Here is a 13,546-nt window from a genome sequence, read left to right as displayed (position 1 = left end):
CACCAATTAATCCACTGAAAAGCCTATAATGACGCCATTTTGACAACATCGCGTGCAATCATAACCTCTTCATTGGTCGGTATAACCATGACTTTAACTGGAGAATGAGGGTAATTAATAAATGCTTCCTTCCCACGGATTTTATTTAAAGAAGGATCCCAATATACACCCATAAATTCTAATCCATGCAGTACCCGCGCACGAATAAGTTCACTATTCTCGCCAATTCCTGCAGTAAAAATAATTGCATCGACACCGGACATTCTTGCAGAGTAGGAACCGATATATTTATGAATCCGATTCGCAAATACTTCTAAAGCTAATTCTGCACGTTTATTGCCCTTTGCCGCTTCTTGTTCAATATCGCGAAGGTCACTTGATAAACCAGATACTCCTAACATACCTGATTTTTTATTTAGAACCTCAAGTACTTCATCAGCTGTTTTACCAGTTTTATCCATAATGAAAGGAATGAGAGCTGGATCAATATTCCCAGAACGCGTTCCCATCGCTACTCCTGCTAATGGAGTAAAACCCATGGATGTATCAATCGATTTCCCTCCTTCTATTGCAGCAATACTAGCACCATTACCAAGATGACAAGATATTAATCTTAATTGTTCAACTGGGCGTCCTAGCATTTCTGCCGCACGAAGGGAAACATATTTATGTGACGTTCCATGGAAACCATATTTACGTATGCCATATTTTTTATAATAATCATAAGGTAAGCTATATAAAAACGAATTTTCCGGCATTGTTTGATGAAATGCCGTATCAAAAACAGCTACTGATGGAATGTTCGGCAAAACAGATTTGAATGCTTGGATCCCTGTAATATTAGCTGGATTATGAAGAGGAGCTAATTCTGAAAGTTCAATTAGCTGTTGAATGACTTCATCGGTTATAAGAACAGAATCATTGTATGTTTCTCCTCCATGTACAACACGATGACCCACTCCTTCAATTTCATCTAAGGAATGAATGATGTGAAGCTTAGTTAAACGATCTAAAAGGAGTTTTACTGCTACTTCATGATTGGGAATATCAAGAATCTCCTCGTGTTTCTCATTATCTACCGTTATCGTAAAGATTGAATCTGATAATCCAATTCTTTCAATTAGACCTTTTGTTATAACACGTTCTTCAGGCATTTGAAATAATTGAAATTTTAGTGAAGAGCTTCCAGCATTTATCGCTATAATTTTCGCCATTTCTACCTTCCCTCTCATCTTTTGAAAGTTAAACTCGATAGTATGAATTTTATCTATACTTACTATTCGATTTATCATTGTAATCCCCAAAATAGATATTATCAAGCATTAAGCAGAGTAAAAGCGTTTACACTAAAAAAGAAAGTTAATTCAAATGATTTGGAAATACCATTAAATAACCTAAAAAGGGAAAATTAAGAGGCCACCTAGGTAGGTGACCTCTTCATCATTTTTATTACAAAATACAATCGTAAAGTCAAGAAATAACAACTACTGTTCTAGTTTATTTTCCATGAACCATTTATCAATTTTTCCAATCATATTTTCCATTGAAGATTGATTGGAAAGGGAAGGAAGATTGGCGATTAATACTTGCTTAGGTGCCTTTAAGGCCGGAGCTTTCTTTTGTAAAACAAATATACTTTTTGCTGCATTTGGATTTTTAAACATGGATTCAGGAAGTTTTAATATTCCTTGTATATTTACTTGCTCTGATAAAAATTTGTGGAGCTTAGGTGCCTGTTCCGATTCAAATAAACCATTTGGAATAAGAAAAAATAAATATCCACCTGGTTTTGTTTGATTAATACTTTGCTCAATAAACAAATGATGTGCATAAGAATGTCCTTTATCTGCTTTTAATGTATATTTTTCTGCACCTTCATCATTCGGATAATACCCCACTGGTAAATCACATACAACAGCATCCACTGATTCTATAAATAATGGCTCTAATGAATCTTGGTTAAAGAATTGTATAGGCTGGCTTTGTAAGTTTGCACCGATGTAAGCTAATTTTATGAGTAAATCATCAATATCTACACCATAGGATGTTATCTCTGTATCATCCATTTGATTTAAAATGGTTGTTAGTAAATTCCCGGTTCCTACAGCTGGATCTAATAATGAAAAAGAACTCATTTCTGCCATGAATTTTTTTATTAAATAACTAAAGACTAGCCCAATTGAATCAGGTGTCATTTGATGGTTGGATTGTACACTATCCTTCATACCTTTTAAAATGGCTAATTGATAGGCTTTACGAATTTGCTCTTGACTGAACATATCTATGTTTAATTCACTATATTTTTTTTGTAATCTTTTAACAGTTAATTCACTTAATTCTTCCTGAATAATATTACCATGAAATAAATTCTCACCTGTCTCAGCAAGAGCTTCTAAATACGAGCAATTCAGTTCCTCTTGTAAAATCGTGGCTGTCTCATTAAATATATTAAATATCGTTTCCATTGGTGAAATCTTCATGTTTTTCCTCCTTTTCCTTCTCTCTAAAAATTCTTCAATCAACATAAAAGAGGATGACCCATCAGATAAAATGGGACACCCTCTTTTTAGAAGGTTCTTTCGCAAAGATTAGTTAAAATCTACGTTTTAACCTATTACCTATCCGCATAATTCTTACTTTTAATTACTTTGCTTGCTTAACAGCCTCAATTGCTTTTTCATAATTAGGATGATTCGTTCCTTCACTAACATATTCTACATATGTAATCTTGTCATTACTATCCACAACAAACACAGAACGAGCAAGTAAGCGTAATTCTTTCATTATAACACCATATGCTTCACCAAAAGATAAATCACGGTGGTCAGAAAAAGTTTGAACGTTATCAAGACCACTTGCTGCACACCAACGACTTTGAGCAAAAGGTAGATCAACTGAAATCGTTAAAACTTCTACACCATTTAATTTAGAGGCTTCTTCATTAAATTTACGTGTTTGAGCATCACAAACACCAGTATCAACAGAAGGTACAACACTGATAAGACGTACCTTACCTTTTGTATCATTAAGAGTTACTTCTGAAAGATCGTTTGCTAAAACTGTAAAGTTTGGTGCTTGATCACCGACCTTTACTTCATTCCCTAAAATTGTAACCGGATTTCCTTTAAATGTAACATTCGTCATATTCATTTCCTCCTTTATTTACTCATCTCTCTTTATCATACTGAACTATTTATATTTTTTCCAATTAAAAACTCGCCATTGGCGAGTTTAAAAGTCAAAATCTTGTTTCTGAGTAGATGGCTGATGATTTTTCCACCCGTTCGAACCTGTATTCTGATTATTTTTCTTCATCATTGCCTGAATTTTATCTACTACACTAGGTGCTACATCTAATATTTTTTCTAGCAAATGTGTACCTTCATCAAGATGAAGCATTTTTACCCCTTGAGAGTTTACTATCAGAAAGGCAATCGGTGTAATCGAAACTCCACCCCCACTACCTCCACCAAATGGCAGTTCGTTTTTACTTCCTTGTCCTTGACTACCAGACTCAGATTTCCCACTTGCATTAAATTGACTTCCTCCAGCTGCAAATCCAAATCCAACTTTTGATACAGTTAAAATCACACTTCCATCCGGTGTTTCAACAGGATCCCCAATAATGGTATTAACATCAATCATTTCCTTTAAGTTTTCCATTGCAGCTGACATTAATCCTTCAATCGGATGTTCACTCATAGAAATCCTCCTATCAATTTGTTTACATGGATTGACCAGGATCTTCCTTCGATACTTTCGATAAAGGTTTAGTTCTAAATGATCCCTTACCGCCTCTCCAAAACTTAAATACTTTTAATCCTGCTAGAATAGCATTCCCGATTCGTAATTTAAACATACATTTTAGTGTTGTTTCAGATAAAGGTATTTGAAAGGAGGGCGTAACTGAATAAGTAGGTAATTGAATAAGATTCATATGCATACTAAGAAAGGCAATCAGTAGACCCTTTACTGCCCAAATAACACCGGTCATTTTCCCAGTAAGTGCTGCATCTTTAAGACCAATAGTTGTATACCATTCCAGCTGTTCAACTTTAATTTTCTTTAAAAATTTAGAAATGATGGTTTTTAAACCAAGAACATGCTCAAGCAGCTCCTTAAAATCAGCTAGCTTATCTGAAATTTCTTCAGGAGTAATTTCACTGTGCTCATTTGCTCCTGTATTTGTTTCCTTTTTAAAGGTGATGGTAGGTTCATCTTGTTCTACTTTGATTTTTGGCACTTTTATCTTGTAACGGATCACCTTCCAAATAATCAGTTGAATGATTAAATGATCATCGTCTTGTCTATGGGAAAAATCAATTAAAATGCTGACCGTTGTAAACCAAATAACCAAAAATAAAAGGAAAATAATTGCAATGATAATGAGAGCAACGATCATTTTTTCACAACCTTTCAGCCTACCATTATCGTCAAAGGAGCAAAAAAATAAACCCGCTGTTAGCGGGTAAAAAATCAAGCAGGTTGAAATTGTTTTCTTACACGTTCATATATCACTGAGGTATCTGCAAAAATATCATGCAGGGCTTGCTTTTTCGGTGTAAATGCAACGAGTAAGTATAATAATTTAATGAGAACGGAGATATATCGGCCAATTCCTTCACGAAAAATAATTGTCAGCCATGAAAGCCTACTTTCTTCTTTTAAGGATATAACCCTCAATCCAAAAACCATTTTACCAATTGTTGCATGAAAGTATTTTGTCATAAGAATAAAATATAAATAAAAAATTAACACTGAAGCAATAGTAAATGGAGAAAACATACTGGAATCAAAGGATAAATCTGCTACTCTGAAAACGGGCTTGATGATCAATCGTTCAATACTCGCGATAACAACTAAATCGAGAAGATAGGCCCAAAATCTCATCCAAAATCCAGCATACTCGTATTCCATGTGATTCTGAAGAGTATTTATAACATCTCCTTGTGATCCAGCATCTAACTGTATTTCCTGCTCAACATTAGTACCTTCTGTCATTCTACTCCCTCCTTATTCGGAATACATGTACATCAATCTAGGAGCATTAGGTTGGGATAACATTTTTAATAAGCCTGTCGCCTCGGCTTCTCGCCCCATTAACTTTTGAGCAGTCAAAGAAAAAAGTGATCCGAATCCCCCATTATTTGAAAAGCGAACTACTTCTGCATTTTTTAAATGATAATCCTTTTTTACTCGCTCAATAACATCATCTAGATAACCGAAATCATCAATTAAATTGAGATCCTTTGCCTGTCTTCCATCGTAAACTCGACCATCGGCAATCTTACGAACATCTTTTTCAGTCAAGTGTCTACCTTCAGCTATTACACGAACAAATCCTTCATATGAATTATTAACCATGTTTTGAATAATTTTCTTCTCATCTTCTGTCATTTTTCTTGATGAGCTCATGATATCCTTATAAGGTCCACTTTTAATAGTTACAAAATCAACCCCGAAATTTTTAGCAAGTTCAGAGTAGTTAATTCCTTGCATAATCACTCCAAGCGAACCTGTCATCGTTTCAGGAGTGGCGAAGATTTTTTCTGCTGGAGCAGAAATATAATATCCACCTGAAGCCGCCATTGCTCCCATTGATACATACACTGGCTTTTTCGATTCCTTTTGAATTTCGATAATTTTGTCATGAATCTCAGCGGACTCAACAACCCCTCCACCAGGAGAATTCACTCTTAAAATAATTGCCTTTATATCATTATTATCTTTTACATAATTAAGTTGTTCCATAAATCCTTTGTGATTATATGTACTACTATCAAGCAATGAACTACTTCCAGTATCCTGAATCACTCCCTCTACATCAAGAACAGCTACTTTCCTCAATTCATTTCCATCCTCAATAATTTCCTCGGAAAATGATCGTTCAGGCTTGGTGAATATTTCATCAAAAATTGACGTTATGTCAGTCGTGAAAGCTACAGTTGCTACATTCACAATAATAGAAACACCAAATAGAAATACTGCAATAGCTAATGCAGCCCATCTTTTTTTATTCATTTGTCATCTCCTCCCTTTTCCTATGTAAAAATGGTAAACTAATTGTATACCTAATTGCAAGATTTTAGAAATCGTTAAAACAGAAAGAATAGAAAGGGGTTTCTATATGTCTGAACGGAGAAATATTTATTTTTATAGTAATCAACAAGATATAGAAGAAAAAGTAGAATTACTAAAAAAGACCGCGATTCAATATGACTTTCATATCGTTGATAATGATCGAGACGCTAATATTATCGTAAGTGTTGGTAGTGATGGCACCTTTTTGCAAGCTGTTCGTAAATCTGGATTTAGAGATGATTGTTTATATGTAGGGGTATCAACAAAGGATCGTTTAGGTATGTATTGTGATTTTCATATTGATGACCTATCCGAAATGGTTGAAGCGATGAACAAGGATAAAATCGAAGTAAGAAGATACCCAATTATTCAAGTCAATATTGATCAACAAGGATCGTTTTATTGCTTAAATGAATTTAGCATCCGATCTAGCATTATTAAAACATTTGTCATGGACGTTTACATCGACGACCTCCTCTTTGAAACCTTTAGAGGAGATGGATTATTAATTGCCACACCAACCGGGAGTACAGCATATAATAAATCCGTGAATGGTGCGATTGTTGATCCACTTCTTCCTTGTATACAGGTAAGCGAGTTGGCATCACTCAATAATAATCAATATCGAACATTAGGCTCCTCATTTATTCTCAGTGGTAGCAGAAAACTAACACTAAAAGTCGTCCAGTCTGGAAATGATTATCCTATCATGGGGATGGATAATGAAGCAATCAGTATTCAACATGTTGATAAAATTGATATCTCATTAAACGATAAAAAAATTAAAACTGTAAAATTAAAAGATAATTCTTTCTGGGAAAAAGTGCAAAGAATTTTTTTATAAATAAAACAATCTTACCCTTCTAAAAACAAAATTTGATCAAGTTACTAATAGAAAAGAGCAATCACTATGGATTGCTCCTTTCTATGCACTGAAGCTTTTATCTTTTTTGATACGATTCGTCAAACTTATAAACCATTTTGAATTGCCAATTGATAGAACAATAGCTGCAGTCCATATGCAAATAAATGCAATCATGTGTGCAGTACTAAAGTGTTCGTGATAGACAAGTACACCTAGAATAAGCATAATCGTTGGGGCAATATACTGGAGAAATCCTAATAAATACAAAGGAATTCTTTGAGCTCCTTTAGCAAATAAGAGTAATGGAATCGCTGTAGCTGCCCCAGCTCCAATTAGTAGAAGATCGATTTTTAACGATCCATTTAAAAATGAAAAATTGCTAGTAAACAATAGATAAATCATATATATTAACGCAAGTGGAGCAACTGTCATAGTTTCCAGCGTTAGACCGATTGCAGAATCTACTTTAATCATCTTTTTTACTAATCCATAAAGTCCAAAAGTTATTGCTAGACTAAAAGATATCCAAGGAAAATCGCCATAGGAAATCGTTAATATTAATACACCAAGTGCAGCAATACAGAATGAGATGATTTGTGCTTTATTCAGTTTTTCTTTTAGAATGAAAACCCCTAATAATATGCTTATAAGTGGATTAATATAATAGCCAAGACTTGTTTCCACGATATGATTCTCATTAACGGCCCATATATAAATAAACCAATTCGCAGTAATGAGAAGAGAGGCTAAAATAAGTGAAAGAAATACCTTTTTATTGACCTTTAAACCTTTTAATGTTTGTAAAAATACCTTCCACTTTTTAGTTACGGCTAAAAGCACAAGCATAAATATAAAAGACCAAAATATCCGATTTGCTAATATTTCTTCAGCAGATACACTGCTGAGCCATTTCCAATATACCGGGAGAACTCCCCAAATAATGTATGAAAAGGCAGCATAAAAAACACCTATTTTTTCCCCATGTTTCATCCAAATTCCTCTATTCTTTAGATTTTCGAAATAATTACTATTTTAAAACGTAACATTTATGAATACAATCCTTTTTTAACAATATTTTTAGACAAAAATTTTAATAGAGTAAACTTCTTACTATATTGCCTTCAGCCGTTGATAATCGCGAAGTTATTTTTATTTCGCCATTATACTAGGAGAATAGAAAACAGATAAAGCTGTTTGACTTATCTTCAAACAGCTTCATCTGCTCATACATTTATTTATTTAATTTTTCATATTCCTTAAGTCTCAGTTCAATTCTCCTTATTTTACCAGAAGTTGTTTTCGGCAATTCATCTATAAATTCTATTTCACGAGGATATTTATAAGGTGCTGTCAAGTCTTTCACATGATCCTGTAATGCTTTAACTAGGCTCTCTTTATCCAAATCAACGACTCCATCTCTTAGTACGACATAGGCTTTGACAATATTCCCGCGTACATCATCTGGACTTGCGACAACTGCACATTCCTTAACTACTGGATGTTTTACAAGCGCATCCTCCACTTCAAATGGTCCGATCGTATACCCAGAACTGATAATAATATCATCAGACCGTCCTTCAAACCAAAGATAACCATCCTCATCTACTTTCGCTTTATCTCCTGTAATATAATAGTCACCTCTAAATTGCATAGCCGTACGTTCAGGATCTTTATAATACTTTTGAAATAATGCGGGTGTTTCAATATGAACGGCGATATCTCCGACTTCACCTATATTGCATGGTACACCATGTTCATCAATCACTTCCACACGATTTCCGGGTGTCGGTTTCCCCATTGATCCAGGTTTTACTTTCATCCCTTTTGTTACACCAACTAATAATGTATTTTCCGTTTGTCCATATCCATCACGTACTGTTACTTGAAAATGCTTTTCAAAAGTGTCTATTACTTCTCTATTTAATGGTTCTCCTGCAGAAACAGCACTATGCAGTTGCTTCAGCTGATAGTCGGCTAAATTATCAACTTTAGCCATTAGACGATATTCTGTTGGCGTACAGCATAGAACATTCACACCATATTTATCAAGAAGATTTAAATAGGTTTTAGGTTCGAATTTACCATAATAAACGAGACCGGTTGCACCTGATCCTAATACAGAAAGAAAGGGGCTCCAAATCCATTTTTGCCATCCTGGACCAGCTGTTGCCCAAACAATATCATCTTCTTTAATACCAAGCCAATGAGGTGCAGCAGTTCGCAAATGGGCATAGCCCCATCCATGAGTGTGTACCACACCTTTGGGATTTCCTGTTGTCCCTGATGTATAAGAGAGAAATGCCATATCATCCTGTAATGTTTTTGCTACATCTAATTCATCACTTGCATTCTCCATTAATTGATCTAATAGAAGCCAATCATTTGTCTCTTTTCCTATCACAAAACGTTTAAGCTTATTAGAATTTTTTACTTGATTAACCTCTTCAATATAAGGAAAATATGAAACGACTCCTTTTACATCTCCATGTTCAATACGATACTGTAAATCTTTCGTTTTTAACATTTCTGAACATGGGATAACAACTATTCCTGTTTTTAATGCTGCTAGATACACTTGATAAGCTTCAATTATTCTTGGAATGATGACTAATATAGTATCTCCTTTTTTAAGTCCATTCTCTAAAAAAACATTCCCCGTTTTATTTACCTTATTTATTAATTCTTTGTATGTAATTTCTTTAGTTTCACCTAATTCATTCACCCATTTAATGGCTAATTTTGAAGGACTAGATGCATATTTTTCTATCTCTTCAACAATATTGTACTCTTTAGGTGCTAATAAATCTTCACGCTTCATAATGTTTCCCCCTTACAAATAATTAGGTGATAAAATCCTCAAACTTATTACTCTATTTAATATTATACTAAATAATTTTAAAATTTAAAATAGTTAACCAAGAGAGAGGAACACAAATAGGGAAGCGGGTTATGCCGCTTCCCTAAGCCAAAGTATTAAATTTTTTAACGAAAACTTCCACCTAATTGTTGTTCAGCCATAGATACAAGGCGTTTTGTAATTTCACCACCAACTGATCCGTTAGCACGTGAAGTTGTATCTGCTCCAAGATTTACACCAAATTCTTGAGCAATTTCATATTTCATTTGATCTAATGCTTGTTCCGCTCCTGGTGCTAGTAATTGATTATTGTTTGGCATGTGTCTTCACCTCCTTGTGAGTATAGAGTGTGCGAAAACACAAACCTTCATACGGAATTTCTATTGGTAATTCTTCCTTTTTTATAAGGATTTTTCTAGAAAATTTCTATACCTCCCTAACTATTTACTCTATCGTCACATTAAACAAATTTATTCATGTGTTCGGCAATAAAAGAATGGTTACTTATCTAAAAAAACAATTATTTACCTAACTATCTGCCGCAAGTATAGTAATTTTTTTCCATCTCAATTGAAATATGTTAAAATAAATAAATATTTAAAAATTTCTAGCGATCTAGTTGTAGTTCTTATGTAGAAAGAAGGAGTAAAATGATCAAAGGATTTCAATGGTTATTTAAACGACCACAACAAGATTTGGTTACATTTATTACTTTTATTATTGGCTTATTGATAATAAGTTTTGTAACAGCAAACATTAAATTAGGAGTAAACCAATGGTATTGGATCATTCCATTACTTGTTTTTTTGTTAATTCTCTATAAAATCATTGAAGAAGTTATAAGATACTTGTTTGTTAAGGGAAATAAAAAGGTAAACAGTGGATACTTTGTATTGGTAATAATAGTAATAGCATTCATCAACACACTTATTCAATAAAAAGATCATTATTGATGATAATACAAGTAATGTACCTTATTCAAACACTATAAAAAACAGATTTTTTACCGAAAATTATTAATGTCGATAAAAAATCTGTTTTTATTAAGGCTCTTTTATCCAATACTACCTTTAGCAAGAATAAAAATTTATTAAGAAATTTAGAGTAGATCCGCAAAATCCTCTATATCTTCTTTCACTTCCGTTGAAACATTAATCGTTTCTATATTTTGCAATGTTTCCTGAATAAGTGAATCAAAATCCACCTTACTTTCAAAATACTGCATTTTATCAAGTTTTGGTCGTGTTTTTGGTGCAGGAGGAGTAAAGATCGTACAACAATCCTCATACGGTAAGTTGGATATTTCAAATGTATCAATCTTTTGAGCAATATCAATAATTTCTATTTTATCCATTGAGACTAATGGACGAAGAATTGGCGTTGATGTTACATCATTAATTGCAATCATACTTTCTAAAGTTTGACTAGCTACCTGCCCCAAACTTTCTCCGGTTACGATAGCAAGACCACTGTTCTTGCGTCGTATTTCATCCGTAATTCTTAACATCATTCTTCTTGTTGCTGTCATTGAATAGCCTTCTGGAATTTCCTTATGGATAATCTCTTGAATTTTTGTAAATGGAACAATATGCATTTTTACATTCCCATTATAAGGGGCCATTTTTTTAGCAAGATCAATGGCTTTTTGCTTTGCACGTTCACTAGTAAAAGGTGGGCTATGGAAATGAACCGCCTCTATTTTCACACCGCGTTTCATTGTTAAATAACCTGCAACAGGACTATCTATTCCTCCAGATAGCATTAACATAGCCTTTCCAGAAGAACCCACTGGAAGACCACCTGCACCACGAATAATTTCACTTGATAAATAGACGCCATCCCTTCTGACATCAACAATCAGATTAATGTCGGGTTTCTTTACATTGACGTTAATTGAATCCATATTCATTAGAATATGTGAGCCAATCGCATGATTGATATCATTTGTATCGTATTGAAATGATTTATCCCCACGTCTTGTTGAAACCTTAAAAGTCATTCCTTCTTGATACAGCTGTTTAACAAGTGTTAAGCCTACATCTTTCATTTCATCAAGATTCTTTTCTGTTTTTACTGCTAAACTAAAGGACTGAATTCCAAAAACTTTTGAAAGTTCCTCCATTATTGGTTGACTATCATGCCCATTTAATAAAATGTACATTCGGTCATGCCCACCTTGAATGACAAGTCCTTTAAATTCCTTTAAGACACTGCGAATATTTCTTTTTAAATGGGTGATAAAATGGTTTCTATTTTTACCTTTTGTTGATAGTTCACCATATCGAATTAATATGCGGTCATATTTCACTGTGTATCCCTCATTACTTCATTCAATTTATTAATTATACTTTCTAACTTACTCATAAATATTTTTGCTTCATCCATCGTATTTTCATACGAAAGGCTAATACGAACTGCGCCTTCGGCTATATCCTCAGTCACCCCTATTGCTTGAAGTGTCCTACTGATTGATTTTTGCTTAGAAGAACATGCACTTGTCGTTGATACATAGATTTTTTCAGCCTCTAGTGCATGGACAACTACTTCTCCCCTTAATCCAATTGCAGAAAAATTAATAATATGGGGTGCAGAAACGGATGGGACTGTGTGAACCTTTATAGTTGGAAGCTTCGTTAAACTTGAAATTAAAAAATCTCTTATTGAAATCATTTCTTCAAGTTTTTGCTTCCGATTGGCTTCAGTTAATCTAAGCGCTTTTGCCATTGTGACAATTCCACCTACATTTTCTGTACCACTTCTTACTTTATTTTCTTGATTTCCTCCTGAAAATAACGGAGAAATTCGGACACCATTACGGATATAAAGAATTCCGCTCCCTTTCAAGCCATGAAATTTATGGGCAGAAATCGTACAAAAATCCACATGAGCTTGTTTTAAGTTTAACGGGACTTTTCCAATTCCTTGAACATGGTCAACATGAAACAAAATCTTAGAATATTCATTAAGAAGTTGGCCAATTTCCTCAATTGGTTGGATCGTACCCATTTCATTATTAACATGCATGATGGAGACCAGTATAGTTTCATCTTTAATGGCCGATTTGAGATCATCTAGCTCAACCTGTCCCTTTTGATTGACAGGTAAATAGGTAATGTCAAAACCTAATGAGCGCAATTGCTCACAAGCTTCATAAACAGATGGATGCTCAACCGTTGTCGTAATAATATGATTCCCACGAGAACGATACTGAAGAGCGGTCCCTTTAATCGCTAAATTATTCCCTTCTGTACCACCTGAAGTAAAATATATTTCATTATCCTTCACTTGTAAAAGTGAAGCGATTTGCTTTCTTGCCTGATGAACTAATGTTTCGACTTTTCCACCAAAATTATGAAGTGAAGAAGGATTTGCATAGTACTCTTGGGAAACTTTTGCAAATGCTTCAATTACTTCATTATAAGGTTTCGTTGTTGCACTATTATCAAAATAAATCATTCATTAACACCTTCATATTTAATATTCCAACAATGATAAATCATAACATAGGATGAGAAAAGCGCAAGTTCCTTGATTAGCTTCCACCATGATAACAAGGTCTTGGAACTATTTTTTCGATAAGGATTTTTTCCGTATAATTGGCAGCTCTTTTCTCAATAAACTAAAGCGGGTGAGGATGGTCTTCACCCTATATTTATTCGTGATAGCAACAAGATTTGAGAACAGAATCCTAATAAAAAACTACTTCCTACATTTTATGTCGTTTTAGTTTTAATCTCCCTAAC

Annotated in this window: 14 protein-coding genes; 2 read left to right on the top strand and 12 right to left on the bottom strand. The window is 33.9% G+C overall.

The window, feature by feature from the left end; genetic code table 11:
• Window positions 1-23: 23 nt before the first annotated feature.
• The 7 genes from MHI39_RS08075 to sppA form a co-directional block, all read right to left on the bottom strand.
• On the bottom strand, window positions 24-1,214 hold the full coding sequence (locus MHI39_RS08075; protein ID WP_342541429.1) for an acetate kinase: 1,191 nt from the start codon (window positions 1,212-1,214) through the stop codon (window positions 24-26).
• Window positions 1,215-1,484: 270 nt separating this feature from the next.
• The gene (locus tag MHI39_RS08070; RefSeq protein ID WP_058006044.1) at window positions 1,485-2,480 is read right to left on the bottom strand and encodes a class I SAM-dependent methyltransferase; all 996 of its coding nucleotides are present in this window, start codon (window positions 2,478-2,480) and stop codon (window positions 1,485-1,487) included.
• Between the two features lie 163 nt (window positions 2,481-2,643).
• Window positions 2,644-3,144 (bottom strand): thiol peroxidase, encoded by a 501-nt coding sequence (tpx, locus tag MHI39_RS08065; RefSeq protein ID WP_058006045.1) that lies wholly within the window; start codon window positions 3,142-3,144, stop codon window positions 2,644-2,646.
• An 87-nt stretch (window positions 3,145-3,231) separates the two neighbouring features.
• The gene (gene ytfJ / locus MHI39_RS08060) at window positions 3,232-3,702 is read right to left on the bottom strand and encodes a GerW family sporulation protein (protein WP_058006046.1); all 471 of its coding nucleotides are present in this window, start codon (window positions 3,700-3,702) and stop codon (window positions 3,232-3,234) included.
• Between the two features lie 22 nt (window positions 3,703-3,724).
• Window positions 3,725-4,402, bottom strand: a complete 678-nt coding sequence (locus MHI39_RS08055) for a DUF2953 domain-containing protein (protein ID WP_058006047.1) — start codon at window positions 4,400-4,402, stop codon at window positions 3,725-3,727.
• A 74-nt stretch (window positions 4,403-4,476) separates the two neighbouring features.
• Entirely contained in the window at window positions 4,477-4,917 is a 441-nt protein-coding gene (locus MHI39_RS08050) for an RDD family protein (protein WP_058006066.1), read from the bottom strand.
• Window positions 4,918-5,013: 96 nt separating this feature from the next.
• Complete coding sequence (gene sppA / locus MHI39_RS08045; protein WP_342541010.1) at window positions 5,014-6,021, bottom strand: signal peptide peptidase SppA; 1,008 nt, start codon at window positions 6,019-6,021, stop codon at window positions 5,014-5,016.
• A gap of 106 nt (window positions 6,022-6,127) precedes the next feature.
• Here sppA and MHI39_RS08040 point away from each other — a divergent pair, with 106 nt between their 5' ends.
• Window positions 6,128-6,925 carry an NAD kinase gene (locus MHI39_RS08040; RefSeq protein WP_058006049.1) on the top strand — a complete coding sequence of 266 codons (798 nt, stop codon included), beginning with the start codon at window positions 6,128-6,130 and terminating at the stop codon, window positions 6,923-6,925.
• An 81-nt stretch (window positions 6,926-7,006) separates the two neighbouring features.
• Here the strand turns inward: MHI39_RS08040 and rarD are convergent, their stop codons facing one another.
• From rarD to MHI39_RS08025, 3 genes are all read right to left on the bottom strand, one after another.
• Window positions 7,007-7,936 (bottom strand): EamA family transporter RarD, encoded by a 930-nt coding sequence (rarD, locus tag MHI39_RS08035; RefSeq protein ID WP_058006050.1) that lies wholly within the window; start codon window positions 7,934-7,936, stop codon window positions 7,007-7,009.
• Between the two features lie 241 nt (window positions 7,937-8,177).
• Entirely contained in the window at window positions 8,178-9,764 is a 1,587-nt protein-coding gene (locus MHI39_RS08030) for an acyl--CoA ligase (protein WP_058006051.1), read from the bottom strand.
• A 164-nt stretch (window positions 9,765-9,928) separates the two neighbouring features.
• Window positions 9,929-10,123: an alpha/beta-type small acid-soluble spore protein gene (locus MHI39_RS08025; RefSeq protein ID WP_058006052.1), complete on the bottom strand. Its 195-nt coding sequence runs from the start codon at window positions 10,121-10,123 to the stop codon at window positions 9,929-9,931.
• 330 nt (window positions 10,124-10,453) lie between these two features.
• On the opposite strand from MHI39_RS08025, the gene MHI39_RS08020 reads away from it, so the two are divergent.
• Window positions 10,454-10,741: a hypothetical protein gene (locus MHI39_RS08020; RefSeq protein ID WP_058006053.1), complete on the top strand. Its 288-nt coding sequence runs from the start codon at window positions 10,454-10,456 to the stop codon at window positions 10,739-10,741.
• 161 nt (window positions 10,742-10,902) lie between these two features.
• On the opposite strand, the gene thiI is transcribed toward MHI39_RS08020, so the two are convergent.
• Both thiI and MHI39_RS08010 read right to left on the bottom strand, forming a co-directional pair.
• Window positions 10,903-12,111, bottom strand: coding sequence for a tRNA uracil 4-sulfurtransferase ThiI (gene thiI / locus MHI39_RS08015; RefSeq protein ID WP_078111128.1), 1,209 nt, complete (start codon window positions 12,109-12,111; stop codon window positions 10,903-10,905).
• Entirely contained in the window at window positions 12,108-13,259 is a 1,152-nt protein-coding gene (locus MHI39_RS08010; RefSeq protein ID WP_071976958.1) for a cysteine desulfurase family protein, read from the bottom strand. The genes thiI and MHI39_RS08010 overlap by 4 nt, the downstream gene beginning before the upstream one ends.
• Between the last annotated feature and the right edge of the window lie 287 nt (window positions 13,260-13,546).

Origin of the sequence: Heyndrickxia sp. FSL K6-6286 (assembly GCF_038630395.1) — a bacterium.
Classification (GTDB): Bacteria; Bacillota; Bacilli; order Bacillales; family Bacillaceae_C; genus Heyndrickxia; species Heyndrickxia oleronia.
Note: the sequence above shows the minus strand (reverse complement) of the source record. Positions and strands in the feature narration are given on the sequence as shown.

Bases quoted from the DNA above. Each gene is read 5' to 3' on its own strand.
- MHI39_RS08075 (WP_342541429.1), bottom strand. From the start codon at position 1,214: ATGGCGAAAATTATAGCGATAAATGCTGGAAGCTCTTCACTAAAATTT.
- MHI39_RS08070 (WP_058006044.1), bottom strand. From the start codon at position 2,480: ATGAAGATTTCACCAATGGAAACGATATTTAATATATTTAATGAGACA.
- tpx (WP_058006045.1), bottom strand. From the start codon at position 3,144: ATGACGAATGTTACATTTAAAGGAAATCCGGTTACAATTTTAGGGAAT.
- ytfJ (WP_058006046.1), bottom strand. From the start codon at position 3,702: ATGAGTGAACATCCGATTGAAGGATTAATGTCAGCTGCAATGGAAAAC.
- MHI39_RS08055 (WP_058006047.1), bottom strand. From the start codon at position 4,402: ATGATCGTTGCTCTCATTATCATTGCAATTATTTTCCTTTTATTTTTG.
- MHI39_RS08050 (WP_058006066.1), bottom strand. From the start codon at position 4,917: ATGGAATACGAGTATGCTGGATTTTGGATGAGATTTTGGGCCTATCTT.
- sppA (WP_342541010.1), bottom strand. From the start codon at position 6,021: ATGAATAAAAAAAGATGGGCTGCATTAGCTATTGCAGTATTTCTATTT.
- MHI39_RS08040 (WP_058006049.1), top strand. From the start codon at position 6,128: ATGTCTGAACGGAGAAATATTTATTTTTATAGTAATCAACAAGATATA.
- rarD (WP_058006050.1), bottom strand. From the start codon at position 7,936: ATGAAACATGGGGAAAAAATAGGTGTTTTTTATGCTGCCTTTTCATAC.
- MHI39_RS08030 (WP_058006051.1), bottom strand. From the start codon at position 9,764: ATGAAGCGTGAAGATTTATTAGCACCTAAAGAGTACAATATTGTTGAA.
- MHI39_RS08025 (WP_058006052.1), bottom strand. From the start codon at position 10,123: ATGCCAAACAATAATCAATTACTAGCACCAGGAGCGGAACAAGCATTA.
- MHI39_RS08020 (WP_058006053.1), top strand. From the start codon at position 10,454: ATGATCAAAGGATTTCAATGGTTATTTAAACGACCACAACAAGATTTG.
- MHI39_RS08010 (WP_071976958.1), bottom strand. From the start codon at position 13,259: ATGATTTATTTTGATAATAGTGCAACAACGAAACCTTATAATGAAGTA.